Origin of the sequence: Actinosynnema sp. CS-041913 (assembly GCF_050942485.1) — a bacterium.
Lineage (GTDB): Bacteria > Actinomycetota > Actinomycetes > Mycobacteriales > Pseudonocardiaceae > Actinosynnema.
Map to the genome: position 1 here is coordinate 3,811,116 of NZ_CP192037.1, position 25,018 is coordinate 3,836,133.

The following is a 25,018-nucleotide window of genomic DNA, read 5'->3' on the forward strand; positions in this document are numbered from 1 at the left end:
CCAGCGGCGATGGGAGCACGGCGTGTCGAGGTCCGTACTGGTCACCGGCGGCAACCGGGGTATCGGTCTGGCGATCGCGCGGGCGTTCGCCGCGCAGGGCGACAAGGTCGCGGTGACCCACCGGGGCTCCGGCGCGCCCGACGGCCTGCTCGGCGTCAAGTGCGACGTGACCGTCTCCGCCGAGGTCGACGCGGCGTTCACCGAGGTCGAGGCCGCGCACGGGCCGGTGGAGGTGCTGATCGCCAACGCGGGCATCACCGACGACACCCTGCTGCTGCGGATGACCGACGAGCAGTTCACCCGCGTCGTCGACGCCAACCTGTCCGGCGCGTTCCGGGTCGCGCAGCGCGCGTCCAAGGGAATGCTGCGCAAGCGGTACGGCCGGATCGTGTTCATCTCCTCGGTGGTCGGCCTGCTGGGCGGCGCCGGCCAGGTCAACTACGCCGCCAGCAAGGCGGGCCTGGTGGGCGTGGCCCGCTCCATCGCCCGCGAGCTGGGCTCCCGCAACATCACCGCGAACGTCGTCGCGCCCGGTTTCATCACCACCGACATGACCGACGCGCTGCCCGAGGAGCGCCGCAAGCAGATCCTCGCCCAGGTGCCCGCCGGCCGGTACGGCACGACCGAGGAGATCGCCGCCGCCGTCACCTTCCTGGCCTCCGACGCCGCCGCCTACATCACCGGCGCGGTGCTTCCGGTCGACGGCGGCCTCGGCATGGGCCACTGAACATCCACTCACAACTCTCGGAGGAAACACACGTGACGGGTCTGCTCGAAGGCAAGCGGCTGCTGGTCACCGGGGTGATCACGGACGCGTCCATCGCGTTCCACGTGGCCAAGGTCGCCCAGGAGCAGGGCGCCCGGGTGGTGCTCACCGGGTTCGGCCGGATGAGCCTGGTGGAGCGGATCGCGAAGCGGCTGCCGCAGCCCGCCCCGGTGGTGGAACTCGACGTGCAGAACCAGGAGCACCTGGACACGCTGGCCGACCGGGTGCGCGAGCACGTGGACGGGCTGGACGGCGTGGTGCACGCGATCGGCTACGCGCCGCCGTCCTGCCTCGGCGCGCCGTTCATGGACGCGCCGTGGGAGGACGTGGCCACCGCCATGCACGTCTCGGCGTACTCGTACAAGGCGCTGGTGCAGGCCACCCTGCCGCTGATGGGCCGGGGCGCGTCGGTGGTCGGCCTGGACTTCGACGCCCGCCAGGCGTGGCCCGCCTACAACTGGATGGGCGCGGCGAAGGCGGCGTTCGAGTCGATCAACCGCTACCTCGCGCGCGACCTGGGGCCGCAGGGCATCCGGGTCAACCTGGTCTCCGCCGGCCCGGTGCGCACCATGGCGGCCAAGTCGATCCCCGGCTTCGCGGACCTGGAGGCGATGTGGGCCGAGAAGGCCCCGCTCGGCTGGAACGTGGACGACCCGACGCCGGTCGCGCAGTCGGTGTGCGGCCTGCTGTCCGACTGGTTCCCGGCGACCACCGGCTCGATGGTGTTCGTGGACGGCGGCGTGCACTTCCTGGGCCTGTAGCACAGCCGGCCGGGTCGGCGTGCGCTCGATCACGCCGACCCGGTTGTGCGCCACCGGCGGGGCGGCGCGAGGATGTCCGGGTGAGTTACGACGCGCTGCTCTGGCTGTCCTTCGGAGGACCGGAAGGACCGGAAGACGTCCGCCCCTTCCTGGAGAACGTGACCCGCGGCCGGGGTGTGCCGCCCGAGCGGCTGGACGAGGTCGAGCAGCACTACCTGCACTTCGGCGGGGTGTCGCCGATCAACGCGCTGAACCGCGCCGCGATCGCCGCCGTCGAGGAGCGGATCGACCTGCCGGTGTACTTCGGCAACCGCAACTGGCACCCGATGGTGGAGGACACCCTCGCCGAGATGAAGGCGAACGGGGTCCGGCGCGCCCTGGTCTTCCCGACCAGCGCGTACGGCGGCTACTCCGCGTGCCGGCAGTACGACGAGGACATCCTGCGCGCCCGCGCGGCCGTGCCGGACGCGCCCGAACTGGTGAAGCTGCGCCAGTTCTTCGACCACCCGCTGTTCATCGAGTCCTTCGCGGACGCCGTGCGGACCGCGGCGGCCGACTTCGCCGACTACCGCCTGGTGTTCACCGCGCACTCGGTGCCGATCTCGGCGGACCAGGCCGCCGGGCCGCCGGAGGAAGGCGGCCACCGGTACTCCCGGCAGGTGGCGGAGGCGTCCCGGCTGGTCGCGCGGGCGGTCGGGGTGGACGACCACGACGTGGTGTGGCAGTCGCGGTCCGGTCCGCCGCGGATTCCCTGGCTGGAGCCGGACATCGTGGACCACCTCGACGCCCTGCACGCGAAGGGCGTGGCGAACGTCGTGGTGTGCCCGATCGGGTTCGTCAGCGATCACCTCGAAGTGGTGTGGGACCTGGACACCGAGGCCCGTGACCGGGCCGCCGAACTCGGCCTGGGCTTCGCCCGCGCCGCCACGCCCAACGGCGACCCGCGGTTCGCGCGGCTGGTCGCGGAGCTGGTCGCCGAGCACCTGTCCGACGTTTCGCCGCGCAAGCTGTCCGCCTTCCCGGCCGCCGGCTGCACCGTGAACGGCGCGCCCTGCGCCCCGCTGTGCTGCGAGCCCGCGAAACGCCCCACCCGCTGAACCGTTCGCACCGAACAGCGCACGCGGTGAACTGTTCGCGGCGAACAGCTCGCGCGCTGAACCGTCCGCGCCGAATAGCAGACGCGCTGAACAGTTCGCGCAGAACAGCCCACGCGGTGGCGCGGTGAGTGCTGTACTGCCGGCTGTGACGAAGCCCGTGCGGTGGGACGCCGGGCCCGAAACCACGAGGAGGCCCGCCCGGTGAGTGTCGATTTTAGCTGGTCACCCCGGTCGGCGGACTGGGGTGACGCGTTGCGGGCCGCCGTCCCGCTCTACCGGTGGGCCCCGTGGTTCGGGCTGGCGCTGGGCGTGCTCGGGGTCGTCGTGCTGTTCCTCGGCATGACGTGGGCCGGTGTCTTCGGGATCGCGCTCGCTGTGATCATCATCGCACTCGTGCCCGTCGGCGCCGCCGTGAACTTCCACAACCACCCGCTCGCCGCCAAGACCGTGACCGGCTCGGCGGACGACCACTCGCTGCGCATGTCGGTCGGCGACGCCGCGCGCAGCGAGCTGGCCTGGGACGAGCTGCCCGGCTGGTCGGAGACGCCCCGCGGGTTCGTGCTGCGGACCGCGACCACCGCGATGTTCGCCGTGCCGCACCGGGCCTTCACCGGCGCGGACGACGTCGACCGGTTCCGGTCCCTGCTGGTGGCACACGTCGGCCCGAAGGCCTGAACTGTCGGTGGGGCCGCGTAACCTTGGTGAGCGTGTCCTGTGCGAGTGCGACGCTGGTCGTGTGGACGTCCGCCTGGCTGCATGGTGCAGCCGCGGCCGACGACGTCCTCGACGCCCTGGGGTTCTGGGCCGAGCTGCACGAAGTGGTGGCCGACGACGACGGCACCGCGACGGCGCTCGACCTGCCCGGCCCCGACGAGTCCCCGGTCGGCCTGGCCCTGCTGCTGGCCGCCCTGCGCCGGGCGTCGGCCTCCACCGCACGGCTCGTGCTGCCGGTCCCGGGTGACGTCCGCGGCCTGGGCGGTCGCGGTCCGCTGAGCCACAGCGCGCTGCGCGCCGGGCAGGCCGTCGTGCTGCCCGAGGTCGGCGTCGGCCTGGTGCCCAGGCTGGTGGCGGACGGCGTGCTGCGCTGGACGGTGTTCGACCTGCCGACCGCGACGACGACCGAGCACGTGCCGATCGGCGAGGGCGAGCACGGGCTGGCCTCGGCGATGCGCGAGGCGGCCACCGCGCTGGTGACCCTGGACGTGGCCCGGCACCGGCCGAACGTGCGGACCGAGATCGCGGAGCTGTCCACCGAGCACTCGAAGCTGGGGTGGCCCGCCGGCATGCCGCCACGCTCGCTGCGGGTGTTGCAGCGCGCGGCGGAGGTGGCTGCGATCCTCGCGGTGGCCGCGTCGGACGCGCCGGGCGGGGCCGTCTCGGCGTCCTCGCAGGCGGCCCGGGACGAGGCGCTGCGCCCGCTGTCGGAGGCCGTGCGGCGAGCCCGGGTGGCCGCCGTGGACGAGGCCGTGCGGGTGCTGTCGGACCAGGCCGCCGGCCGGCACTAGCCTGGGTGCGGCGGCTGCCGCCGGTCCACTTCGGGCCGCGGCGGTGCGTTCCGGGTGGAATCGCGATCGTTCGACCCCCCGGAACGCGCGGCATTCAGGGGTAGCGGGGTTCCGATCACCGGTCGGACCCGGTAAGTGACTGGGGGTCGTCTGAGAGGAGACCCCAGTGCTGGGCAGACTGCGCCAGGCGTTGCTCACCCGCATCACGAGCGACGTGGCGGACCGCGACGACCTCGTCCGACGGCTGCGCCTCGAATTCGAGGAGGTCGCACGGCAGGAGACGGACCGCCTGATCGCGGCGGTGCGGGAGATCGAGCACGAGGCCAGGCGGGACATCCACGCCGAGGCCGACCGTCACGCGCTGCGCACCACGGAGCGGTTCGTGCGGGAGAACCTGCTGACCGTCACCGCGTTCCCGAATCGTTTCGACACCCTCCGGCACGCGTTGACCCACGCGCCCGAGAAGGGCATGGCGCTGGAGTTCGGCGTCTTCCGCGGCACCACGTTGAAGATCATCGCGGAGGAGCGCGCGGGCGGCGTCTACGGGTTCGACTCGTTCGAGGGGCTGCCCGAGGACTGGCGGCCGAAGCGTCCCGCCGGCTACTTCCGGGCCGACCACGTGCCGCAGGTGCCGGGGGCGGAGGTGGTGCCGGGCTGGTTCGAGGACACGTTGCCCGGGTTCTTCGCCGAGCACCCCGACGAGGTGGCGTTCCTGCACCTCGACGCGGACCTGTACTCGTCCACGGTGACCGCGCTGGAGCACGCCGGCCCCCGGCTGCGGCCGGGCAGCGTCGTGCTGTTCGACGAGTACTTCAACTACCCGGGCTGGGAGGTCCACGAGCACCTCGCGTGGGGCGAGTTCGTGGCCCGTCACGGCGTGGAGTTCGAGTACCTGTGCTTCACCTCGAACAACGAGCAGTTGGCCATCCGCATCACCGCGATCTGACCCCACCCGCACAACGGCCCGGCCCGCAGGGCTGGAGTCGCTCCACATCGACCGGACGGCGGGAGTTGCGTAGCTTCGAAGGGTGACCTCTGTACTTCCCACGACCGTGGGCGAGCTGCGGGCCGCCGGGCACGTCGTCCGTGGTGTCAAGGCCGAACTGCGCGACAACCTGCTGGCCGCCCTGCGTGAGCAGCGCGACCCGTGGCCGGGCATCGTCGGGTTCGACCGGACCGTCCTGCCGCAGCTCGAACGGGCGATCCTCGCGGGCCACGACGTCGTGCTGCTCGGTGAGCGCGGCCAGGGCAAGACCCGGCTGCTCCGGACGCTGGTCGGCCTGCTCGACGAGTGGACGCCGGTCATCGCGGGCGCCGAGCTGAACGAGCACCCGCTCGACCCGATCACGCCCGAGTCGAAGCGGCGCGCCGCCGAGCTGGGTGACGAGCTGCCGGTGGTGTGGAAGCACCGGGACGAGCGGTACGCCGAGAAGCTGGCCACGCCGGACACCAGCGTGGGCGACCTGGTCGGCGACGTCGACCCGGTCAAGGTGGCCCAGGGGCGCAGCCTCGGCGACCCGGAGACCATCCACTACGGCCTGCTGCCGCGCTCGCACCGGGGCATCATCGCCGTCAACGAGCTGCCCGACCTCGCCGAACGCATCCAGGTGTCGCTGCTCAACGTGATGGAGGAGCGCGACATCCAGATCCGCGGCTACACCCTCCGCCTGCCGCTGGACGTGCTGCTCGTCGCCACCGCCAACCCCGAGGACTACACCAACCGCGGCCGGATCATCACGCCGCTCAAGGACCGGTTCGGCGCGGAGATCCGCACGCACTACCCGCTGGAGGTCTCCGCCGAGGTGGCGCTGGTGCGGCAGGAGGCGGACCTGGTCGCGGAGGTGGGCGACCACCTGCTGGAGGTCATCGCCCGGTTCGTCCGGCACCTGCGCGAGTCGTCGTCCATCGACCAGCGGTCGGGCGTGTCGGCGCGGTTCGCGGTGGCGGCGGCCGAGACGGTGGCCGCGTCCGCGTTGCGGCGCAGTGCCCTGATCGGCGAGAACCCGCCCATCGCGCGCCCGGTCGACCTCGACTCGGTGCCGGAGGTGCTGCGCGGCAAGCTGGAGTTCGAGGCGGGGGAGGAGGGCCGCGAGCACGAAGTCCTCACGCACCTGCTGCGCCGCGCCGTCGCCGACACCGCCCGGTCCACGTTCGCCGGGCTGAACCTGAGGCCGCTGGCCGAGCTGGTCTCGGACGGCCACCCCGTCGCGACCGGCGAGCAGGTGCACCCGGGCGACATCCTCGGCGCGCTGCCGGAGCTGCCCGTGCTGCACGAGGTCGCGAAGCGGGTCGGCGCGGGGCCGAAGGACCCGGTGGGGCGCATCGCGTCGGCCGTCGAGCTGGCGTTGGAGTCGCTCTACCTGACCCGCCAGCTTTCCAAGGACACCGACGACGACCGAACGATCTACGGATGAGCACCTACCGCTACGGCCGCTACGTCGACGGGCCCGACCCGCTCGCGCCGCCCACCGACCTGCGGGCGGCGATGGACGAGCTGGGCCGTGAGGTCATGGAGGGCGCGTCACCCGCGTCGGCGCTGCGGGAGCTGCTGCGCCGCGGCCTGCCGGGCACCCGCGGACTGGACGACCTGACGTCGCGGCTGTGGCGGAAGCGGTCGGCGATCCAGCGCCGGCACCGGCTGGACGGCACGCTCCAGGAGGTTCGCCGCCTGCTGGACCAGGCGCTGGAGGCCGAGCGGACGGCGCTGTTCCCGGACCCGGACGACGAGGCGCGGTTCCGGGAGGCGGAGCTGGACGCCCTGCCGCAGGGCACCGCGGCGGCCGTCCGGGAACTCGCCGAGTACGACTGGCGCTCGCCGCAGGCTCGCGAGTCCTACCAGCAGATCCGGGACCTGCTCGGGCAGGAGCTGCTGGACCAGCGGTTCCAGGGCATGAAGCAGGCCATGCGGAACGTCGGCCCCGAGGACGTCCAGCGCATCCAGGACATGCTCAAGGACCTCAACGCCCTGCTCGCCGCGCATGCCCGGGGCGCCGACACGCCGGAGCAGTTCCAGGACTTCATGCGTGCGCACGGCGAGTTCTTCCCGGAGAACCCGCGCGATGTGGACGAGCTGATCGACGCCCTCGCGGCCCGGTCCGCCGCCGCGCAGCGGATGATGAACTCGATGACCGACGAGCAGCGCGAAGAGCTGAACGCGTTGTCGCAGCAGGCTTTCGGCAACTCCGGCATCGGCTCGCAACTGTCCACCCTGGACTCGCTGCTGCAAGGCCTGCGGCCGGGCGAGGACTGGAACGGCTCGGCGCGCTTCCGGGGCGACCAGCCGCTGGGGCTCGGCGAGGGCGCGCAGGCGATGGCGGACCTGGCCGAGTTGGACGCGTTGGCCGAACAGCTCTCCCAGTCGTACCCGGGCGCGCGGCTGGAGGACATCGACGCCGAGTCGCTGGTCCGCCAACTCGGCGCGGAAGCGGGCGTGGACGCGCGACGGCTCGCCGAGCTGGAACGCGAGCTGCGGCAGCAGAACCTGCTCGAACGAGCCCCGGACGGCTCGCTGCGGCTGACCCCGAAAGCGCTGCGGCGCTTGGGCGAGACCGCGCTGCGCGGCGTGATCGACAGCGTCCGCGCACAGGGGCGGCGGGACAACACGCAGGCGGGCGCGGCGGGCGAACTGCTCGGCAGCACCCGGCCGTGGCAGTTCGGCGACACCGAGCCGTGGAACGTGCCGCGCACGGTCACCAACGCCGTGCTGCGGTCCGGTGTCGGCGAGATCCGGCTGGACGTCGCGGACGTCGAGGTCAGCGAGACCGAGCAGCGGTCGCGGGCGGCGGTCGCGCTGTGCGTGGACACGTCGTGGTCGATGGTGCAGGACGGGCGCTGGGTGCCGATGAAACGCACCGCGCTGGCGCTGCACCACCTGGTGAGCACGAGGTTCCGCACGGACGCGTTGCAGCTCATCACGTTCGGCCGGCACGCCGAGACGGTGGACATCGGGCAGCTCACGGCCCTGGAAGGCGTGTGGGAACAGGGCACCAACCTGCACCACGCGCTGCTGCTGGCCGGCCGGCACGTGCGCCGCCACCCGGACGCCCAGCCGGTGGTGCTGGTGGTGACCGACGGCGAGCCCACCGCACACCTGGAACCCGACGGCGAAGCCGAGTTCTACTACCCGCCGCTGCCGCGCACCATCGCCAAGACCATCGTGGAGGTCGACGGCCTGGCGCGGCTGGGTGCGGCGATCACGGTGTTCCGGCTCGGCGACGACCCGAGGCTTGCGCAGTTCGTGGACCTGGTGGCCCGGCGCAGCGGCGGGCGGGTCGTCGCACCCGGTGAGGACGGTCTCGGCGCGGCGGTGGTCAGCGACTACCTGAGGTCCCGCCGTCGGCGGTGACCTCGGGCACCCAGACCAGGTGCGCCGTCACGTCCTCGGTGAGGGAGAACAGGCGCAGCGCGGTGTCCGGGCTCTCGGTGCTGAGCCGGAAACCGCCTTCGACGCAGAGGACTTCGGCGCGATCGCCGAGGTCGATACCCCAGGCGGCGACCCAGGCGTCCTCGCGCACCCGGTACTCCTCCACGATCGCGAACACCCGTGGGGCGTCGCGGGTGACCAATTCCCGGAGGACCGAGGCGAACTCCTCCTCGCCGCAGAGCGGTTCCTGTTCGACCGATCGGTGCGGGTGCTCGTCCAGCGCGTTCATCTGCCGCCTTCCCGTGGAGTGAGTACAGCCACGGTATTACTGTCATGATGCAGTAGGAACTCCACGATCGGGTGTATTGCTCCGAGTGCCCGCATCCGGGTACTCCTTGCGGCGTTGGGAACGCAGGGACGAGAGGATCACCCGATGGCACACCAGCCGCCGCCGCTCGCGCGGCGCATCGAACTCGGAGCGCTGCTGCGCGCCTACCGCGAACGGGCGGGTGTGGAGGCCTCCGAGGTGGCCGACGCGCTCGGCTGGTCGTACGTGCAGAAGGTCGGTCTGGTCGAGAGCGGCAAGCGGAAGCTGGCGGCGGTCGAGGTGACCGTCCTCGCGGACCTGCTCAAGCTCGACGCCGACGAGCGCGCGAAGGTGGTCGAGCTGGGCAAGGTGGCCCGCAAGCGCGATCCCGGTCCCGCGTTCGTCGCCGACTGGGCGCAGACCTACGTCGCGCTCGAAACGGCGGCCGAGCACATCAAGGTGTTCGCCGAGGAGCTGCTGCCGGGCCTGGTGCAGACCGAGGACTACGCCCGTGCTTTGTTGGCCCAGGGCGCCGCGCTGACACCCCGGGAGGTGGAGGCGGCCGTCCGGCAACGGGTCGACCGGCAGCGGCGGCTGGTCGAATCGGGTGCGCCCAAGTTGACCGTCGTGCTCAGCGAGTCGGGTCTGCGCCGCCAGGTGGGCGGTCGTGTCGTGATGCGTGATCAACTCGACCACATCAGGCAGTTGGCTTCGCGGCGGAACATCACAGTCCGACTGCTCCCGTTCGAAGCGGGGGCCTATCTCGCTCTGGGCACCTGGTTCACCTTGATCCAACTCGGCGACCCGGTAGTGACGTTCGTGTACGTCGAAGCTCTCACGGACTCCGATATTCATGATCGTCCGCCGCACACGGACGTCTATACACTGGCGTTCGATCGAGCGCAGCGTGCGGCGTTGTCACCGACCGAAAGCCTTGCGCGGCTCGATCACCTCATCGAGGAATTCGACTAGGTGGAGGCTTCCCGCCGTGACGAGCAAGTGGCGCAAGAGCAGCCGCAGCCAGAACGGTGCGAGCAACTGTGTCGAGATCGCGAACCTGCCGCGCGCGGCGGCCGTGCGGGACTCGAAGAACCCGGACGGCCCGGTGCTGGTGTTCGGCTCGGCGGAGTTCGCCGGGTTCCTCAAGCACCTCAAGACGAGCTGAGGTCCGTCGCCGACCGTGGTGCAACCCGACACCCTCCGTGTTCCGTCCTGCTACCGACGGACGGACGCGGAAGGGGTTGGGTGCTCGTGAACCGGGTCGGACCAGTAGTCGTGCTGTTGGCCGCGTTCGCGGTGGGCGGGTGCGCCACGTCGGAGGTCGGGAAGGACGTCGGGCGGCCGTCATCCACGCAGAAGACGCTGCCCACACCGGACACGCCGACCAACGATCCGGTGCTGGAGGAGGCGGCGTCCTCCCTGGGGCCGCTGCTGGAATCCGGTTTCCCGGACACCTACTCGGGTCTGCGGCTCGACCAGGACAAGGGCGTCGTCGTCGTGTACCGCCGGCCGGACCCGGCGCTGGACGAGGCGGCCCGCGCCGCCGCGCGGGGAGCCGGGCTGGAACTGGTGGACGCCAAGCACTCCCTCAAGCGGCTGCGTGAGGTGATCGACCGGATCAACGCCGACGTCGAGTACTGGAAGACCAAGGGCGTTCAGCTCACCACGTGGGGCCCGGCGGTGGACGGTTCCGCCGTCAACGTCACGACGGTCGCGGGCAGCGAGTCGGACCGGGTCGCGCTGGCGGCGCGTTACGGCGAAGACGTCATCCGTGTGACACAGGGCGATTTCCCGACGCCCGCGCCTGCGACGACGTGACGTAGCCGGCCTCATCAACGCCTACTACGCGCGCCCCGCGATCCTGGACCTGGCCGCGTGAAATCTTCGCCGACGAGCTTGCGAGGCACGCCTCCGGGGCGTTCCTGAGCTTCCTGTTCTTCGTCCTGGAGGCCGCCTAGAGCTGCGGTGGCTTGCGAACCAGCAGTTGGGCCTGTTGGAACCGCTCGCCCTCATGGGGTTCGCGCAGCAACCGGGCGACCTCGGCCAACCCGGCCTGGCGCAACAGTTCCGCGAGCCCGTCGGGCGACCATCGGTAGGCGGGGGCGACCTTGTGGTCGAATTCCTGCGGCAGCGGGTCGTCGCCGGCGAAGAACCCGAGCAGCAGGTGGCCGCCCGGCGCCAGCACTCGGTGGAACTCGGTGAACACGGCCGGCAGGTGCTGCGGCGGCGTGTGGATGGTGGAGTAGAACGCGAGGATGCCGCCGAGAACGCCGTCGCCGAGGTCCAAGGCGGTCATCGATCCCTCGTCGAACCGCAGGTGCGGATGCGCTCGGCGGGCCAGGGCGACCATCGCGGGGGACAGGTCGATGCCGAAGGTGGTCGGCCCGAGCGCGTGCAGGTGCGCCGTCACGTGGCCGGGGCCGCATCCGATGTCCGCGACCGGTCCGGCGTCGTGGGCCTGCACGAGTTCGGCGAACGCGGCCAGCAGCGCACGTTCCATCGGCAAGGTTTCGAGCACGTTGCTGAAAAGCTCGGCGTAGAGGGACGCAACGGCGTCGTAGGCAGCCCTGGTGTCGTGCAGGACGGAGGGTTCGGTCACGGCGGAAACCATATCGAAGGGCTATCCGCCGGATCGGTGCGAACGTCATCCCCGTGACACAGGGAGACTCTCCGACGCCTGCGCCGATGGCGAGGTGACGTAGTCGGCGGGGGAGAAGTCCCTGATGCGCCTCGTCATCCGCACGGTCGACCACGGCCAGAGCGTGCTGTTGCGGCCGTTCGCGTCGAGGTAGTAGCTGACGCACCCGCCCGCGTTGTAGACGGTGGTGCGCAAGGCTTCCTGCACTTCGGTGTTGAACACCTCCTGCACGGGGCGGCGCACCTCCACGCTGTGCCAACCGTTGCGGCGCATGGACTTCAGCGCATCGAGCACGTACCGGAGTTGGGTCTCTACGATGGTGAACGCCGACGAGTGTCCGGTGCCGAGGTTGGGGCCGAGCAGCAGGAACAGGTTGGGGAAGCCGTGGATCGCGGTGCCCAGGTACGCCTGGGGGCTGCCCTGCCAGACCTCGTCCAGGCTGCGGCCGTCCGCGCCGTAGACGTGTTTGGCCACGGGCGGGTCGCTGAAGTGGAAGCCGGTGCCGAGGATGATCGCGTCCACCTCGCGCTTCGAGCCGTCCGCCGCGACGACGTCGTTCCCTTCGACGCGGGAGATGGCCTGTGGCAGCACTTCGACGTTCGGCTTGGTCAGCGCGGGGTAGTACGTGTTGGACATCAGCAGCCGCTTGCAGCCCAGGATGAAGTCCGGCGTCAACGCTTCGCGCAGCTTCGGGTCGCGGATGGCGCGGCGCAGGTTCCACCGGCCCGCCTGCTGGATCACCTTCATCACGCGCGGGTGCCGGAAGGCGAAGCTGAACAACTCCAGGCCCCCGTAGAACGCGTTGCGGTACCAGCGTTGCGTGGCCGGCAGGTGCCGGAACAGCGCCCGTTCGATCCACGGCATCCGGTGGTCGACCTTCGGCAGCACCCAGGGCGCGGTTCGCTGGAACAGGTGAAGCTTGCCCACCAACGGCTGAATCTTCGGCACGAACTGGATGGCACTCGCGCCCGTGCCGACGACGGCGACCCGCTTGCCCGCCAGGTCGTAGTCGTGGTTCCATCGCGACGAGTGGAACACCTCGCCGGGGAACTCCGCCAGGCCCGGCAGGTCCGGCAGCAACGGCTCGTGCCACGGTCCCGTGCCGGACACCAGGACCCGTGCCGTGTAGTGGCCGTCGGTGGTCGACACCTGCCAGTGCGAGCCGTCCCAACGGGCCTCGGTGACGGCGGTGTCGAACCTGATCAGCGGCTGGACGCCGAACTGCCGCACGGTCCGCCGCAGGTACTCGCGGATCTCCGGCTGCTCCGCGAACACCCGCCCCCAGTCCGGGTTCGGCGCGAACGAGTACGAGTAGAGCGACGACGGGATGTCGCACGCGCAACCGGGGTAGGTGTTGTCCCGCCACGTGCCGCCCACCTCGGCGGCCTTCTCCAGCACCAGCAGGTCGAACCCGGCCTGCTTGAGCCGGACCGCCGCGCCGATGCCCGACACGCCCGCGCCCACCACCAGAACGTCCACCGCCGTCATGGATACCGACGGTATTTCGATACCAATGGTCTGTCAACGTACGCTGCACGGGTGCCCAGACTGACCCGTGCGGAAAGCCAGGCCCGCACCCGCGAACTGCTCAGCGAGACCGCCCAGCGCCTGTTCCTGCGCGACGGCTACCACGCCACGTCGTTGGAGAAGGTCGCCGAGACGGCCGGCTACTCCAAGGGAGCGGTCTACTCGAACTTCCGCAACAAGGACGAGCTGTGCCTGGTCGTGGTCGACCGGCTGTACGCGGAACGCATCGCGGAGATCGCCAAGGCGTTCAGCGGCGGCACCCTGGACGAGCGGCTGCGCGCCTTCGAGGACTACGCCGAGGTGATGCTCGGCGACGCGCCCCGGACCCAGTTCGAGGTCGAGTTCGCGTTGCAGGCCCGCCAGAACGCCGACCTCCAGACCGAACTCGGCCGCCGCGACGCGCTGGTCGTCCGGGCATTGGCCGACCTGATCCGGTCCCAGGCGGAGGAGTTCGGCCTCACTCCGTTGCTGCCGCCCCACGACCTGGCGCGGACGCTGCTCAGCCTGGGCATCGGGCTGGGTGTGCAGCGGTTCGTGGTGCAGGGCGTCCTGCCGGTCCGCGTGCTCACCGACACGGTCAGGGTGCTGTTGGGCATCGCGCTTTGAAAAAGAACTTTATAAGCAGCTTGACGGCAGAAGAGGGACCACGGACTCAAAGTGCTCCATTAGCACGCAGGTCTGGGCTCAAGCCGGGAACATTACGGAGATGGACCACACTTTCGATAGTTCTAAAATCTGCCGGGGGACGGCTGGCAACCGCACACGCCGCCCGCAAAGCTACCCGCCCAGCGTGCCAAGTCGCGGTTCCTCTTCCCGAAGAGCGGCGCGGATCAGAAGAGCGGCGCGGATCAGAAGAGCGGCGCGGATCGGTCGGCTGGGAGGGTCGCTTTGCGGGCGGCGTGTTGCGCTGACACCGGTCCCCTGACAGATCACAGGACCTCGATGATGTGGTCCTTTTGCGTAGTGTTCCCGGCTTGAGTCCAGACTTGCGTGCTAATAGGGCGCGTTGAGTCCGTGGTTGCCCTTCTGCCGTCAAGCTGCTTAGAAAGAGGAAACCAAGCGCTAGTTGTCGTCGTTGTTGTTGTTGTCTGTTGTCTTCATGTCGCGGTCGGTTGAGGCCAAGGCCTTCTCTGTTGCGCTGTCTGCTGGTACTTCGCGCTTGCCCGGTTTGGTGAGGGAGAAGTGTGCCTCGTCGCGCATTCGTTCCACCATGTGCGGGTAGTGCAGTTCGAAGGCCGGGCGTTCCGAGCGGATTCGGGGTAGTTCGGTGAAGTTGTGGCGTGGGGGTGGGCAGGAGGTCGCCCATTCCAGGGAATTGCCGAAGCCCCAGGGGTCGTCGCGTTCCGCCGGGTCGCCGAAGCGGTAGCTGCGGAACACGTTCCACACGAAGGGCAGTACCGACGCGCCGAGCAGGAACGCGCCGATGGTCGAGATGGTGTTCAGCGTGGTGAAGCCGTCGGACGGCAGGTAGTCCGCGTAGCGGCGCGGGAAGCCGATGTTGCCCAGCCAGTGTTGGATCAGGAACGTCAAGTGGAAGCCGATGAACGTGGTCCAGAAGTGCAGCTTGCCCAGTGGCTCGTTGAGCATCCGCCCGGTCATCTTGGGGAACCAGAAGTAGATGCCCGCGTACGTGGCGAACACGATCGTCCCGAACAGCACGTAGTGGAAGTGTGCCACGACGAAGTACGTGTCGGTCACGTGGAAGTCCAACGGCGGCGACGCGAGGATGATGCCGGTCAGGCCGCCGAGCAGGAACGTGATCAGGAACCCGATGCTGAACAGCATCGGTGATTCCAGGCTGATCGAGCCCCGCCACATGGTGCCGATCCAGTTGAAGAACTTGATGCCGGTGGGCACCGCGATCAGGAACGTCATCAGCGAGAAGAACGGCAGCAGCACCGCGCCGGTGGCGAACATGTGGTGCGCCCACACCGCCACCGACAGGGCCGCGATGGCGAACGTGGCGAAGACCAAGCCTTTGTAGCCGAACAGCGGTTTCCGGCTGAACACCGGGAATATCTCGCTCACGATGCCGAAGAACGGCAGCGCCACGATGTACACCTCGGGGTGCCCGAAGAACCAGAACAGGTGCTGCCAGAGGATCACCCCGCCGTTGGCCGGGTCGAACACGTGCGCGCCGAGGTGCCGGTCGGCCGCCAGGCCCATCAGGGCGGCGGTCAGGATCGGGAACGCGATCAGGATCAGGATGCTGGTGACGAAGATGTTCCAGGTGAAGATCGGCATCCGGAACATGGTCATGCCGGGCGCGCGGAGGCAGCACACCGTGGTCACCATGTTGACGCCGCCCAGGATCGTGCCCAGGCCGCTGACCGTCAGGCCCATGATCCACAGGTTCCCGCCGATGCCGGGGGAGTGCGTGACGCTGGACAGCGGCGTGTAGGCCGTCCACCCGAAGTCCGCCGCGCCGCCGGGCGTGACGAAGCTGGCCACCACGATCGTGCCGCCGAACAGGAACAGCCAGTACGAGAACGCGTTGAGCCGGGGGAACGCCACGTCCGGCGCGCCGATCTGCAACGGCAGGATGTAGTTGGCGAACCCGAACAGGATGGGCGTGGCGTACAGCAGCAGCATGATCGTGCCGTGCATGGTGAATAGCTGGTTGTACTGCTCGGTGGACAGGAACTGGAGTCCCGGCCGGGCCAGCTCGCCCCGGATCAGCAGCGCCATCAGGCCGCCGATCATGAAGAACACGAAGGACGTGACCAGGTAGAGCAGCCCGATCTGCTTCGGGTCGGTGGTCTTGAGCAGGCCGAGCAGCACGGCGCCTTTGGACCGTCGTCGGGCCGCCCCCGGATGGGTGATCACGGGTTCCGGCTTGAGCGCGGTCATGACCGTCTCCCTCGTCCCGACGACGTGAGCAGGATCATCGTCCACCCAGTGGCGGGTGGCGGCAATCGCTCAGCCGGGCAGCCGCTCCGTCGACTCTCTGGGTTCAGGGGCTTTGACCTGCGTCGACATCTGCTCCGACGCTCGTTCGAGGAACCTCAGCAGCTCGACCGGGAACGGCAGGACGAGGGTCGAGTTCTTCTCCGCCGCCACCTCGACGATGGTCTGGAGCAGCCTGAGCTGCAACGCGGCCGGTGTCGCGGCCATCTGCGCCGCCGCCTCGGACAGCTTCCTCGACGCCTGCAACTCGCCGTCCGCGGTGATGACGCGGGCCCGCCGCTCCCGTTCCGCCTCGGCCTGCCGCGACATGGAGCGCTTCATGCTCTCCGGCAGCGCCACGTCCTTGATCTCCACCCGGTCGATCTCGATGCCCCACGACACGGCCGGGTTGTCGATCATCAGCTCCAACCCCTGGTTGAGCCGCTCCCGGTTGGACAGCAGGTCGTCCAGCTCGCTCTTGCCGATGATGGACCGCAGCGACGTCTGCGCCACCTGCAACATCGCGAACCGGTAGTCCTCGACCGTGACCACGGCCCTCACCGGATCGGTGACCTTGAAGTACACGACCGCGTCGACGCGGACCGTGACGTTGTCGCGGGTGATGCCGTCCTGCGCGGGGATCGGCAGCGTGACGATCTGGAGGTTCACCTTCTTCAGCCGGTCGACCCCCGGCACGACCATGGTCAACCCCGGCCCGCGCAGCGCCGGCAGCACCCGCCCGAACCGGAAGACCAGCCCTTGTTCGTACTGCTTGACCACACGGGCACTGGTCGCGAGCCCGAGCGCGGCCAGTGCGAGGACGCCGATCACGATGCCGAGGATCATGGCGATCATCTCCCACGGTCAGGGTACGCCGGGCGTCCCGCCAGGCGGACCGCCGCTTGGCCGGGCGAGTTAGGGTCGGACCCATGCAGACCTGGTCATCCACCCCAGTCCCGCGGGTAGCGGGGGAGCCGCGGCCCCTGCGGCTGTTCGACACGTCCACCGGCGAGGTGCGTCCCACGGCCCCCGGTGACACCGCCAGGCTGTACGTCTGCGGCATCACGCCCTACGACGCGACCCACCTGGGCCACGCCGCGACCTACCTGACGTTCGACCTGGTCCACCGGGTGTGGCTGGACAACGGCCACGAGGTGCACTACGTCCAGAACGTCACCGACGTGGACGACCCGCTGCTGGAGCGCGCCGAGCGCGACCACGACGACTGGGTGGTCCTCGGCATGCGCGAGACCGCGCTGTTCCGCGAGGACATGGTCGCGCTGCGGGTGCTGCCCCCGCGCCAGTACGTGGGCGCGGTCGAGGCGGTGCCGGAGGTGGTCGAGGCCGTGGCGAAGCTGCTGGCCGACGGCGCGGCGTACCGGGTGGACGACGCCGAGTACCCCGACGTGTACTTCGACCACGCGGCCACCGGGCGCTTCGGCTACGAGTCGAATTACGACGTGGACACCATGTCGAAGTACTTCGGTGAACGCGGCGGCGACCCGGACCGCCCCGGCAAGCGCCACCCGCTGGACGCCCTGCTGTGGCGGATGGCCCGTCCCGGCGAGCCGTCGTGGCCGTCCGAACTGGGCGCGGGCCGGCCCGGCTGGCACATCGAGTGCAGCGCCATCGCCCTGAACCGCCTGGGCACGGGCTTCGACGTGCAGGGCGGCGGCTCCGACCTGATCTTCCCGCACCACGAGTTCAGCGCCGCCCACGCCGAGGCGCTGACCGGCGAGCACCCGTTCGCGCGGCACTACGTGCACGCGGGCATGATCGGCCTGGACGGCGAGAAGATGTCGAAGTCCCGGGGCAACCTGGTCTTCGTCTCCAAGCTGAGGGCGCAGAACGTCGACCCGGGCGCGGTGCGGCTGGCGCTGTTCGCCGGCCACTACCGGGCGGACCGGCCGTGGAGCGAGGCCCTGCTGTCCGAAGCCCTGGACCGTCTGGCCACCTGGCGGCGTGCGGCGGCCTTGGACTCCGGTCCGTGCGTCGACGACACCGTGGCCAGGCTCCGCGACCACCTGGGCGACGACCTCGACACCCCGGGCGCACTGGCCGCGCTGGACGCGTGGGCTGCGGAAGCCCTGTCGACCGGCGGCAGCGTCGAGGCCGCGCCGAGGCGGTTCCGCGACGCCGTGGACGCCCTGCTGGGCGTGGAGCTGTAGCCGGCCGGGGTGCCGCTCACCCCGCCGGAAAAGGCGGTGGGGCCGACCCGCGAACGGGTGGCCCCACCGGGGGAGAACTCAGGTCACGCGTCGATCGTCCAGGTGTCGATGCGACCCGTGTCGATGGCTGCCTGGTCGCGGACACGGAGCTTCCAGGTGCCGGAAGCCGTCTCCGAGGAGGCGTTCACCGAGAAGGTCTTGCTGATGTTGTCCGCGCTGCCGCCGGACCGGTTGTGCAGGTTGTAGACGGTGCCGTCCGGCGCCACCAGGTCGACGACCAGGTCGCCGATGTAGGTGTGCAGGATGTTGACCGTCACCTGCGTGGTGGCCGACGCGTTGCCAGTGCAGCTCAGGTCGATCGAGCTGTTCACGTCGCTGTTGTCCGCGATCGCCACGTCGTTGGCGTTGGTGGCCGGGTCACAGCCGTCGCTGGTGCCGCGGATCGTCCAGGTGAACGTCGCGGTGCCGGTGCGGGAGGCCGAGTCGGTCACCGTGACGGTGACGTTGGAGGTGCCCGCTGCGGTCGGCGTGCCGGTGACCTGGCCGGACGCGTTGCCGGTCAGGCCGGCCGGCAGGCCGCTGAACGAGAACGTGTTGGGCGGGGTGCCGCCGGTCGCCGTGACCTGGAGGTTGGCCGGGGTGCCCACGGTGCCGGTCTGGTTGCCGGGGTTGTTGACGCTCGGCGGGTTGTTCGGCGTGCCGCCGATGACGAACAGCAGCTTGTTCGCCGAGCCGGAACCCGGGTTGGTGATCTTGCCCGAGGTCGCCGCGGTCACCAGGGCGGTCTCGACCTGCGCCGGGGTGGCCGACGGGTTGGACGAGACGTACATCGCCGCCGCGCCCGCGACGTGCGGGGACGCCATCGAGGTGCCGCTGATGGTGTTGGTCGCGGTGTCGTTGGTGTGCCAGGCGGACGTGATCTGCTCGCCGGGCGCGAACAGGTCGGTGCAGGTGCCGAAGTTGGAGAACGAGGCACGGGCGTCGGACCGGTTGGAGGCGTTGGTGCTGATCGCCTCGCGGACGCGGGCCGGCGAGTAGTTGCACGCGTTGGCGTTGTCGTTGCCCGACGCCACCGCGGTGGTGACGCCCGCCGCGACCAGGTTGCGCACCGCGGTGTCCGTCGCGGTGTCCGCGCTGCCGCCGAGGCTCATGTTCGCCACGGCCGGCTTGACGGCGCTCCGGGCGACCCAGTTGACGCCGTTCACGACGCCGGCCGAGGTGCCGGAGCCCTGGCAGTTCAGCACCTTGACCGCGACCAGCTTGACTTCCTTGGCCACGCCGTACCGGGTGCCGCCGACCGTGCCGGCCACGTGCGTGCCGTGGCCGTGGCAGTCGGTGTTGTTGCTGTCCACCGTGTTGGTGCCCCAGGTGGCGCGTCCCCCGAAGTCGGAGTGCGAGATCCGGATGCCCGTGTCGATGACGTAGGCGTTGACGTTGCTCGCCCCGTTGGGGTAGGTGTAGCTGTTGTCCAGCGGCAGGTTCTGCTGGTCGATGCGGTCCAACCCCCACGACGGCGGGTTGGGCTGCACGCCCTCCAACTGCACCTTCAGGTCGGCCTGCACGAAGTCGACCCGCGGGTCGGCCGCGATGCGCCGGGCCTGGACTGCCGACAGCGACGCGTGGAAGCCGTTCAACGCGTGCTGCCAGGTCGTGCGGACCTGGCCGCCGTACTTGGCGACGAGGGCGTCGGCGGCCGACGCGGACAGCGCTCTCGGCGACGCCGAGTCGCGCAGCGCGACGATGTACGAGCCGGGCACGGCGTTCGGGCTGTCGGCGGCGAGCACCTGGCCCTCGGCCGAGGCGACGCCGACGTGGCTGAACGCCACGGCCGCGGCCGATATCGCGGCCAGCCCGAGTATGGCCGTCCTTCTGATCAAGCGGGCGTGTCCCATGACGGGGTTCTCCCTTGAGGCAGGGGCGCCTACCCATCCTGGCGGATTTGCCGGACGGGTGGGCTTGCAGGGTTTGGCACGTTCGCGCGAACGGGTGGTGTGACCTGGTCCCCTGCATAGTCCGGACAAAACCCTGCGGCGAGTAGCGCCGTTGGGCGTAATCCGGTGGCCCCCGAACCGGCCACAAAACAGAAACCGCTGTTCACGGCCGATTCAGTCAGGAGTTAAAGCGCTCGTCCCGGTGCACCCGCCAGCGCTCCAGCAGGTTCGGCAGCTCGCGGTGGATGAACTCGAAGAAGGCGAGCGTCTCGGCGATGCGCCGCCCGGCGGGGGAGCGCGGGCCCAGCACGTCGATGCCTTCTTTGAGCGGGCTTTCCCAGCGTGTCATCATCTGCTCGCGGCGGAAGATGGCCTCGTACCAGACGTCCTCATACACCCGGTACACGTCGCGGCGCGACCCGGTCTTGCGCTCGCGGCTCACCAGATTCACCTGGGTGAGGTACCTGATGGCGCCCGAGATCGCGGCCGGCGACACGCGCAGCAGGTCGGCCAGCTCGGCGGCGGTGAGGCTGCCGCTGTCGGAGGCGAGCAGCGCGACGAACACCCGGGCCGGCATCCTCGGCATGCCCGACTCGGCGAAGGCCGACGCGAAGCGCTCGATGAAGCGCAGTACCGCCTGGTCGTCCCGCTCCGCCATCCGGGTCACCGCCGCATCATCCTCTCCGGTCCCACGATCGGGTGGGAGTTTATACGCTTCCTTAACTTCACGAGTTTGTGAAATCACTGTAGCTTACCGGCCATGAGCGATGCGATATCCGTATCGGGCCTGGTCAAGACGTTCGGCCCGACGCGAGCCCTGGACGGTCTGGACCTGACTGTCCGGACGGGTGAGGTGCACGGCTTCCTCGGTCCGAACGGGGCGGGCAAGTCGACCACCATCAGGGTCCTGCTGGGCCTGCTGCGCGCCGACGGCGGCTCGGCCACCCTCCTCGGCGGCGACCCGTGGCGCGACACGGCCGCGCTGCACCGCCGGCTGGCCTACGTGCCCGGCGACGTCAGCCTGTGGCCCAACCTCACCGGCGGCGAGGTCATCGACCTGCTCGGCCGGCTGCGCGGCGGCCTGGACGAGCGGCGGCGCAAGGACCTGCTCGACCGGTTCGAGCTGGACCCGCGCAAGAAGGGCCGCACCTACTCCAAGGGCAACCGGCAGAAGGTGGCCCTGGTCGCGGCGCTCGCCTCGGACGTGGAGCTGCTGATCCTGGACGAGCCGACCTCCGGTCTGGACCCGCTGATGGAGGCCGTGTTCCAGGAGGCGGTCAACGAGGAGCGCGGCAAGCGCACCGTGTTGCTGTCCAGCCACATCCTGGCCGAGGTCGAGGCGCTGTGCGACCGGATCAGCATCATCCGCAACGGCCGCACCGTGGAGACCGGCACGCTGGCCGACCTGCGGCACCTGACCCGCACCAGCGTGTCCGCCGAGCTGGCGGGGCCGCCCAACGGCCTGGCGGCGCTGCCCGGCGTGCACGACCTGAAGGTCGAGGGGCAGCGCGTGCGGTTCGAGGTCGACACCGACCACCTGGAGGCCGCGCTGCGCGCCCTGGTCTCGTCCGGTGTCCGGGCGCTGACCAGCCAGCCGCCCACGCTGGAGGAGCTGTTCCTGCGCCACTACGAGGCGCCCGTGGCGGCGGTGAAGTCATGACGGCGCTCGTGGGGACCGGCGCCCTGGTCCGCCTCGCGCTGCGGCGCGACCGGCTGCTGCTGCCGATCTGGGTGCTGGGTCTGGTCGGGATCACGCTGTCCACCGCGTCCGGCATGTACGAGCTGTACGGCACGGTGGCGTTGCGGGAGCAACTGGGGGCCGCCGCGGGGGCCAACCCCGCCTTCCTGGCGATGCTCGGCCCGATCTACGACTACACCAGCATCGGCGGCATCCTGGCCTGGCGGTGGGGCGTGTTCGGCGGCCTGCTCACCGGCCTGATGGCGATGTTCCTGGTCACCCGGCACACCAGGGCCGAGGAGGAGACCGGGCGGCTGGAGCTGATCGGCTCCACGGTGACCGGGCGGCACGCGCCGCTGGCCGCCGCCGTGGCGGTGTCCGCGCTGGCGAGCCTGCTGATCGGCGTGCTGATCGGGCTCGGCCTGGTCGGGCTGGGGGAGCAGGCGGGCGGCTCGTTCGCGCTGGGGCTGGCGTTCACGGCCACCGGCTGGGTGTTCGCCGGCGTCGGCGCGGTGACCGCGCAGCTCACCGAGAGCGCGCGGACCGCGAACGCCATGTCCGGCGCGGTGCTGGGGCTGGCGTACCTGCTGCGGGCGGTCGGCGACGCGGCGGGCGACCAGGGGCCGACGTGGCTGACCTGGCTGTCACCGATCGGGTGGCTGGAGCAGGTGCGGGCGTTCGCGGGCGACCGCTGGTGGGTGCTGCTGCTGTCGGCCGCGCTGTCCGCCGTGCTGGTGGGCGCGGCGTCGGCGCTGGTCACGCGGCGGGACCACGGCGGCGGGCTGGTGCCGACGCGGCTCGGTCCGGCCCGTGCGCCGGCGTCGCTGGGCAGCGCGTTCGGCCTGGCCTGGCGGTTGCAGCGGGGCATGCTGCTGGGCTGGACGCTGAGCCTGTTCGTGCTCGGCTGCGTGTACGGGGCGGTCGCGCGCGGCGTCGAGGAGATGTTGGAGGCCAACCCGGCGCTGGAGAAGGTCATCTCCCAGATGGGCGGCTCGGGCGCGATCGTGGACGTCTACCTCGCTTCGATCCTCGGCATCATCGGCCTGTTCAGTGCGATCTACGTGGTGCAGGCGACGCTGCGGCTGCGCACCGAGGAGGCCGGGTTCCGCGCCGAGCCGGTGCTCGCCACGCCGGTCCGGCGGATCTCCTGGGTGGCGAGCCACCTGGTGTTCTCGACGCTGGGCGCGGCCGTCGTGCTGGCCGCCGCGGGGCTCGGCGCTGGACTCGTGCATGGTGCTCGTGTCGGCGACGTCGGCGGGCAGGTCGGGCGGCTGGTGGGCTCCGCGCTGGCGCACGTGCCGGCGGTGTGGGTGGTCGCGGGCATCGCGCTCGCGCTGTTCGGCCTGTTCCCCAAGCTGACCACGGTGAGCTGGGCGTTCCTGGTGGTGTTCCTGGTGCTCGGCCAGCTCGGCGGGCTGCTGGGGCTGGGCCAGTGGGCGTTGGACCTGTCGCCGTTCACGCACATCCCCAAGGTGCCCGGGGCTGACCTGACCGCCACCCCGCTGGTGTGGCTGACGGTGGTGGCGGCGGCGCTCGCCGCAGTCGGGTACGCGGGGTTCCGGCGGCGCGACATCGGCTGAGAAAAACCGAAAGAGGTCTTTCGAAAGACCTCTTTCAGGTTTACCGTCGGGGCATGGATCTTCCCCAGCCCCGGCGGGTCTCCGACGTCGACGCGTTGAAAGCGCTGGCCCACCCGCTCCGGGTGACGCTCTTGCAGCACCTCGTGGCGGTGGGCCCGCGCACGGCCAGCGAGTGCGCCGCCGAGGTCGGCTCGACGGCGTCCAACTGCAGTTGGCACCTCAGGCAACTGGCCAAGTTCGGCTTCGTGGACCGCGCGGAAGCGGGGGACGGGCGGGAACGGCCGTGGCGGGCCACCGAGGTCGGGTTCGACATCGGCGCGTTCTCCGAGGACCCGGCGGTGCGCACCCAGCAGGACGCGTTGATCGCGTTGCAGCTCAACGAGGACAACCGGCTCGCGCAGCGCTTCCTGGACCGGCAGCACGAGCTGCCCGGCGAGTGGCTGCGGGCCGCCGCGCTGCACGGCTACACGGTGAACGTGACGGCGGAGGAGCTGACCGGGCTGCTCGGGATGATCGACGACATCCTGCGGCCCTACCTCGTGCCGCTGCGGACGGACGTGCCCGAGGACGCGCTGCCCGCCCACGTCGGAATCCGGGCGTTCCCGCGATGACCGGGCCGCTGGGGTTACCGGCGTTCCGGCGGATGTGGGTCGCCGGGTTCGTCTCGGAGATCGGCGACTGGATCCTGCTCGTCGCCCTGCCGGTCTACGTCTACCGGCTCACCGGGTCGGTGGGCTCGACCGCGACCACTTTCGTGGTGGCGCTGCTGCCGAGCCTGGCGCTGTCGCCGCTGGCCGGGGTGCTGGCCGACCGGTGGGACCGGCGGCGGCTCATGCTGTGCGTGAGCGTCGCGCAGGCCTTGGCGCTGCTGCCGCTGCTCACCGGGGACCTGGTCGTGGTCAACGTGGTGATGGCCGTCCAAGCGGCGCTGGCCGCGCTGTTCGAGCCCGCGAAGAACGCCCTGCTGCCGCAGCTCGTCGGACCGGACCAGGTCACGGCGGCCAACGGGCTGGTCGGGTTGAACACCAACCTCGCCCGGCTGATCGGCGCGTCGCTCGGCGGGCTGGTGCTCGGCTGGTCGGGGCTGCCGGGCGTGCTGTGGGCGGACGTGGCGTCGTTCCTGGTGGCGGCGGTGTTGCTGGCCCGGCCGTTCGGGGTGGTCAACCGGTCCGGCGACGCTCGGGTGTTCCGGGCCTGGCTGGACGGGTTGCGGGAGATCCGGGGGCCGTTGCGCGGCATGGTGGCCGTGGTCGGGCTGATGGCGTTGAGCCAGGGCATGTTCGTGGTGCTGTTCGTGGTGTTCGTGGCCGAACGGCTCGGCGGCGGTGAAGAGGAAGTCGGGTTGTTGCGCGGGATCCAGGCCATCGGCGGGCTCGCGGGCGGCGCGGCGGTGGGTCTGCTGGCCCGGCGGATGTCGGCGTGGTCGCTGCTGGGCTGGTCGCTGGTGGTGTTCGCGGTGATCGCGGCCGTGGGGTGGAACGGGCCGTACCTCACCACGGCGTTCGGGTTCTTCCTGGTGACGTTCGCGCTCTGCGGAGCGCCGGGCGTGACGGCGGGCGCGGGGATGATGTCGGTGCTGCAACTGCACACGTCGGACGCTGTGCGCGGGCGGGTGCTGTCGACGTTCATGAGCCTCTACGACGGGTTCCAGGCGCTGGGGATGGTGCTGGCCGGCCTGCTGGCCGTGCCGCTCGGGCTGACCGTGCTGCTCGACGTCCAGGCGGGGCTGTACCTGGCGGCGGGATTGGCTACCTTCCTGATCGGTTTCTCCTCCGTTAGGTTGGCGGCAAGCAGCTCTTGAGGGGGAGCCC

The 25,018-nt window shown here is 70.6% G+C and carries 24 protein-coding genes; 17 read left to right on the plus strand and 7 right to left on the minus strand.

Features of this window, described 5'->3' with window-relative positions; genetic code table 11:
- Positions 1 to 22: 22 nt before the first annotated feature.
- From fabG to ACQPZF_RS18205, 8 genes are all read left to right on the plus strand, one after another.
- Complete coding sequence (fabG, locus tag ACQPZF_RS18170) at positions 23 to 727, plus strand: 3-oxoacyl-ACP reductase FabG (protein ID WP_433273113.1); 705 nt, start codon at positions 23 to 25, stop codon at positions 725 to 727.
- Between the two features lie 32 nt (positions 728 to 759).
- Positions 760 to 1,527: an enoyl-ACP reductase FabI gene (fabI, locus tag ACQPZF_RS18175; RefSeq protein WP_433273114.1), complete on the plus strand. Its 768-nt coding sequence runs from the start codon at positions 760 to 762 to the stop codon at positions 1,525 to 1,527.
- 80 nt (positions 1,528 to 1,607) lie between these two features.
- Positions 1,608 to 2,624, plus strand: a complete 1,017-nt coding sequence (locus tag ACQPZF_RS18180) for a ferrochelatase (RefSeq protein WP_433273116.1) — start codon at positions 1,608 to 1,610, stop codon at positions 2,622 to 2,624.
- 201 nt (positions 2,625 to 2,825) lie between these two features.
- Positions 2,826 to 3,299: a YcxB family protein gene (locus tag ACQPZF_RS18185; protein ID WP_433273118.1), complete on the plus strand. Its 474-nt coding sequence runs from the start codon at positions 2,826 to 2,828 to the stop codon at positions 3,297 to 3,299.
- Positions 3,300 to 3,331: 32 nt separating this feature from the next.
- Positions 3,332 to 4,129, plus strand: coding sequence for a hypothetical protein (locus ACQPZF_RS18190; protein ID WP_433273119.1), 798 nt, complete (start codon positions 3,332 to 3,334; stop codon positions 4,127 to 4,129).
- Between the two features lie 166 nt (positions 4,130 to 4,295).
- Positions 4,296 to 5,075, plus strand: coding sequence for a TylF/MycF/NovP-related O-methyltransferase (locus ACQPZF_RS18195; RefSeq protein ID WP_433273121.1), 780 nt, complete (start codon positions 4,296 to 4,298; stop codon positions 5,073 to 5,075).
- Between the two features lie 82 nt (positions 5,076 to 5,157).
- Positions 5,158 to 6,543 carry a sigma 54-interacting transcriptional regulator gene (locus tag ACQPZF_RS18200; RefSeq protein ID WP_433273123.1) on the plus strand — a complete coding sequence of 462 codons (1,386 nt, stop codon included), beginning with the start codon at positions 5,158 to 5,160 and terminating at the stop codon, positions 6,541 to 6,543.
- Positions 6,540 to 8,474, plus strand: coding sequence for a vWA domain-containing protein (locus tag ACQPZF_RS18205; protein WP_433273125.1), 1,935 nt, complete (start codon positions 6,540 to 6,542; stop codon positions 8,472 to 8,474). The genes ACQPZF_RS18200 and ACQPZF_RS18205 overlap by 4 nt, the downstream gene beginning before the upstream one ends.
- On the opposite strand, the gene ACQPZF_RS18210 is transcribed toward ACQPZF_RS18205, so the two are convergent.
- A complete protein-coding gene (locus ACQPZF_RS18210) occupies positions 8,440 to 8,781 on the minus strand; it encodes a hypothetical protein (RefSeq protein ID WP_433273127.1) in 342 nt (113 codons plus the stop codon). The two genes, ACQPZF_RS18205 and ACQPZF_RS18210, sit on opposite strands and share 35 nt — an antisense overlap.
- A gap of 144 nt (positions 8,782 to 8,925) precedes the next feature.
- Between ACQPZF_RS18210 and ACQPZF_RS18215 the strand changes: the two genes are divergently transcribed.
- The 3 genes from ACQPZF_RS18215 (at position 8,926) to ACQPZF_RS18225 (ending at position 10,617) form a co-directional block, all read left to right on the plus strand.
- On the plus strand, positions 8,926 to 9,771 hold the full coding sequence (locus ACQPZF_RS18215; RefSeq protein WP_433273129.1) for a helix-turn-helix domain-containing protein: 846 nt from the start codon (positions 8,926 to 8,928) through the stop codon (positions 9,769 to 9,771).
- A 16-nt stretch (positions 9,772 to 9,787) separates the two neighbouring features.
- A complete protein-coding gene (locus ACQPZF_RS18220; protein ID WP_433273130.1) occupies positions 9,788 to 9,964 on the plus strand; it encodes a DUF397 domain-containing protein in 177 nt (58 codons plus the stop codon).
- 86 nt (positions 9,965 to 10,050) lie between these two features.
- On the plus strand, positions 10,051 to 10,617 hold the full coding sequence (locus tag ACQPZF_RS18225) for a hypothetical protein (protein WP_433273132.1): 567 nt from the start codon (positions 10,051 to 10,053) through the stop codon (positions 10,615 to 10,617).
- 136 nt (positions 10,618 to 10,753) lie between these two features.
- Here ACQPZF_RS18225 and ACQPZF_RS18230 read toward each other — a convergent pair whose 3' ends face one another.
- Both ACQPZF_RS18230 and ACQPZF_RS18235 read right to left on the minus strand, forming a co-directional pair.
- Positions 10,754 to 11,410, minus strand: a complete 657-nt coding sequence (locus ACQPZF_RS18230) for a class I SAM-dependent methyltransferase (protein WP_433273134.1) — start codon at positions 11,408 to 11,410, stop codon at positions 10,754 to 10,756.
- A gap of 33 nt (positions 11,411 to 11,443) precedes the next feature.
- The gene (locus tag ACQPZF_RS18235; RefSeq protein WP_433273136.1) at positions 11,444 to 12,925 is read right to left on the minus strand and encodes a flavin-containing monooxygenase; all 1,482 of its coding nucleotides are present in this window, start codon (positions 12,923 to 12,925) and stop codon (positions 11,444 to 11,446) included.
- Positions 12,926 to 12,976: 51 nt separating this feature from the next.
- Between ACQPZF_RS18235 and ACQPZF_RS18240 the strand changes: the two genes are divergently transcribed.
- On the plus strand, positions 12,977 to 13,570 hold the full coding sequence (locus tag ACQPZF_RS18240) for a TetR/AcrR family transcriptional regulator (RefSeq protein ID WP_433273138.1): 594 nt from the start codon (positions 12,977 to 12,979) through the stop codon (positions 13,568 to 13,570).
- 456 nt (positions 13,571 to 14,026) lie between these two features.
- Here ACQPZF_RS18240 and ctaD read toward each other — a convergent pair whose 3' ends face one another.
- Both ctaD and ACQPZF_RS18250 read right to left on the minus strand, forming a co-directional pair.
- Positions 14,027 to 15,814, minus strand: a complete 1,788-nt coding sequence (gene ctaD / locus ACQPZF_RS18245; protein ID WP_433273140.1) for an aa3-type cytochrome oxidase subunit I — start codon at positions 15,812 to 15,814, stop codon at positions 14,027 to 14,029.
- A 69-nt stretch (positions 15,815 to 15,883) separates the two neighbouring features.
- Complete coding sequence (locus ACQPZF_RS18250; RefSeq protein WP_433274599.1) at positions 15,884 to 16,696, minus strand: SPFH domain-containing protein; 813 nt, start codon at positions 16,694 to 16,696, stop codon at positions 15,884 to 15,886.
- A gap of 83 nt (positions 16,697 to 16,779) precedes the next feature.
- On the opposite strand from ACQPZF_RS18250, the gene mshC reads away from it, so the two are divergent.
- Positions 16,780 to 18,018 carry a cysteine--1-D-myo-inosityl 2-amino-2-deoxy-alpha-D-glucopyranoside ligase gene (mshC, locus tag ACQPZF_RS18255; RefSeq protein ID WP_433273142.1) on the plus strand — a complete coding sequence of 413 codons (1,239 nt, stop codon included), beginning with the start codon at positions 16,780 to 16,782 and terminating at the stop codon, positions 18,016 to 18,018.
- Positions 18,019 to 18,101: 83 nt separating this feature from the next.
- Here the strand turns inward: mshC and ACQPZF_RS18260 are convergent, their stop codons facing one another.
- Together ACQPZF_RS18260 and ACQPZF_RS18265 are read right to left on the minus strand one after the other, a co-directional pair.
- On the minus strand, positions 18,102 to 19,910 hold the full coding sequence (locus ACQPZF_RS18260) for a S8 family peptidase (protein WP_433273144.1): 1,809 nt from the start codon (positions 19,908 to 19,910) through the stop codon (positions 18,102 to 18,104).
- Between the two features lie 217 nt (positions 19,911 to 20,127).
- Positions 20,128 to 20,607, minus strand: a complete 480-nt coding sequence (locus ACQPZF_RS18265) for a GbsR/MarR family transcriptional regulator (RefSeq protein ID WP_433273146.1) — start codon at positions 20,605 to 20,607, stop codon at positions 20,128 to 20,130.
- Positions 20,608 to 20,709: 102 nt separating this feature from the next.
- Between ACQPZF_RS18265 and ACQPZF_RS18270 the strand changes: the two genes are divergently transcribed.
- Genes ACQPZF_RS18270 through ACQPZF_RS18285 form a run of 4 tightly spaced genes read left to right on the plus strand, consistent with a single transcriptional unit; the run spans position 20,710 to position 25,008 of the window.
- Complete coding sequence (locus ACQPZF_RS18270) at positions 20,710 to 21,609, plus strand: ABC transporter ATP-binding protein (RefSeq protein ID WP_433273148.1); 900 nt, start codon at positions 20,710 to 20,712, stop codon at positions 21,607 to 21,609.
- Positions 21,606 to 23,207: an ABC transporter permease gene (locus ACQPZF_RS18275; RefSeq protein ID WP_433273150.1), complete on the plus strand. Its 1,602-nt coding sequence runs from the start codon at positions 21,606 to 21,608 to the stop codon at positions 23,205 to 23,207. The genes ACQPZF_RS18270 and ACQPZF_RS18275 overlap by 4 nt, the downstream gene beginning before the upstream one ends.
- Positions 23,208 to 23,260: 53 nt before the next feature.
- Positions 23,261 to 23,818, plus strand: coding sequence for an ArsR/SmtB family transcription factor (locus ACQPZF_RS18280; protein ID WP_433273152.1), 558 nt, complete (start codon positions 23,261 to 23,263; stop codon positions 23,816 to 23,818).
- A complete protein-coding gene (locus ACQPZF_RS18285; protein WP_433273154.1) occupies positions 23,815 to 25,008 on the plus strand; it encodes an MFS transporter in 1,194 nt (397 codons plus the stop codon). Before ACQPZF_RS18280 ends, ACQPZF_RS18285 begins: the two co-directional genes overlap by 4 nt.
- Positions 25,009 to 25,018: the final 10 nt, after the last annotated feature.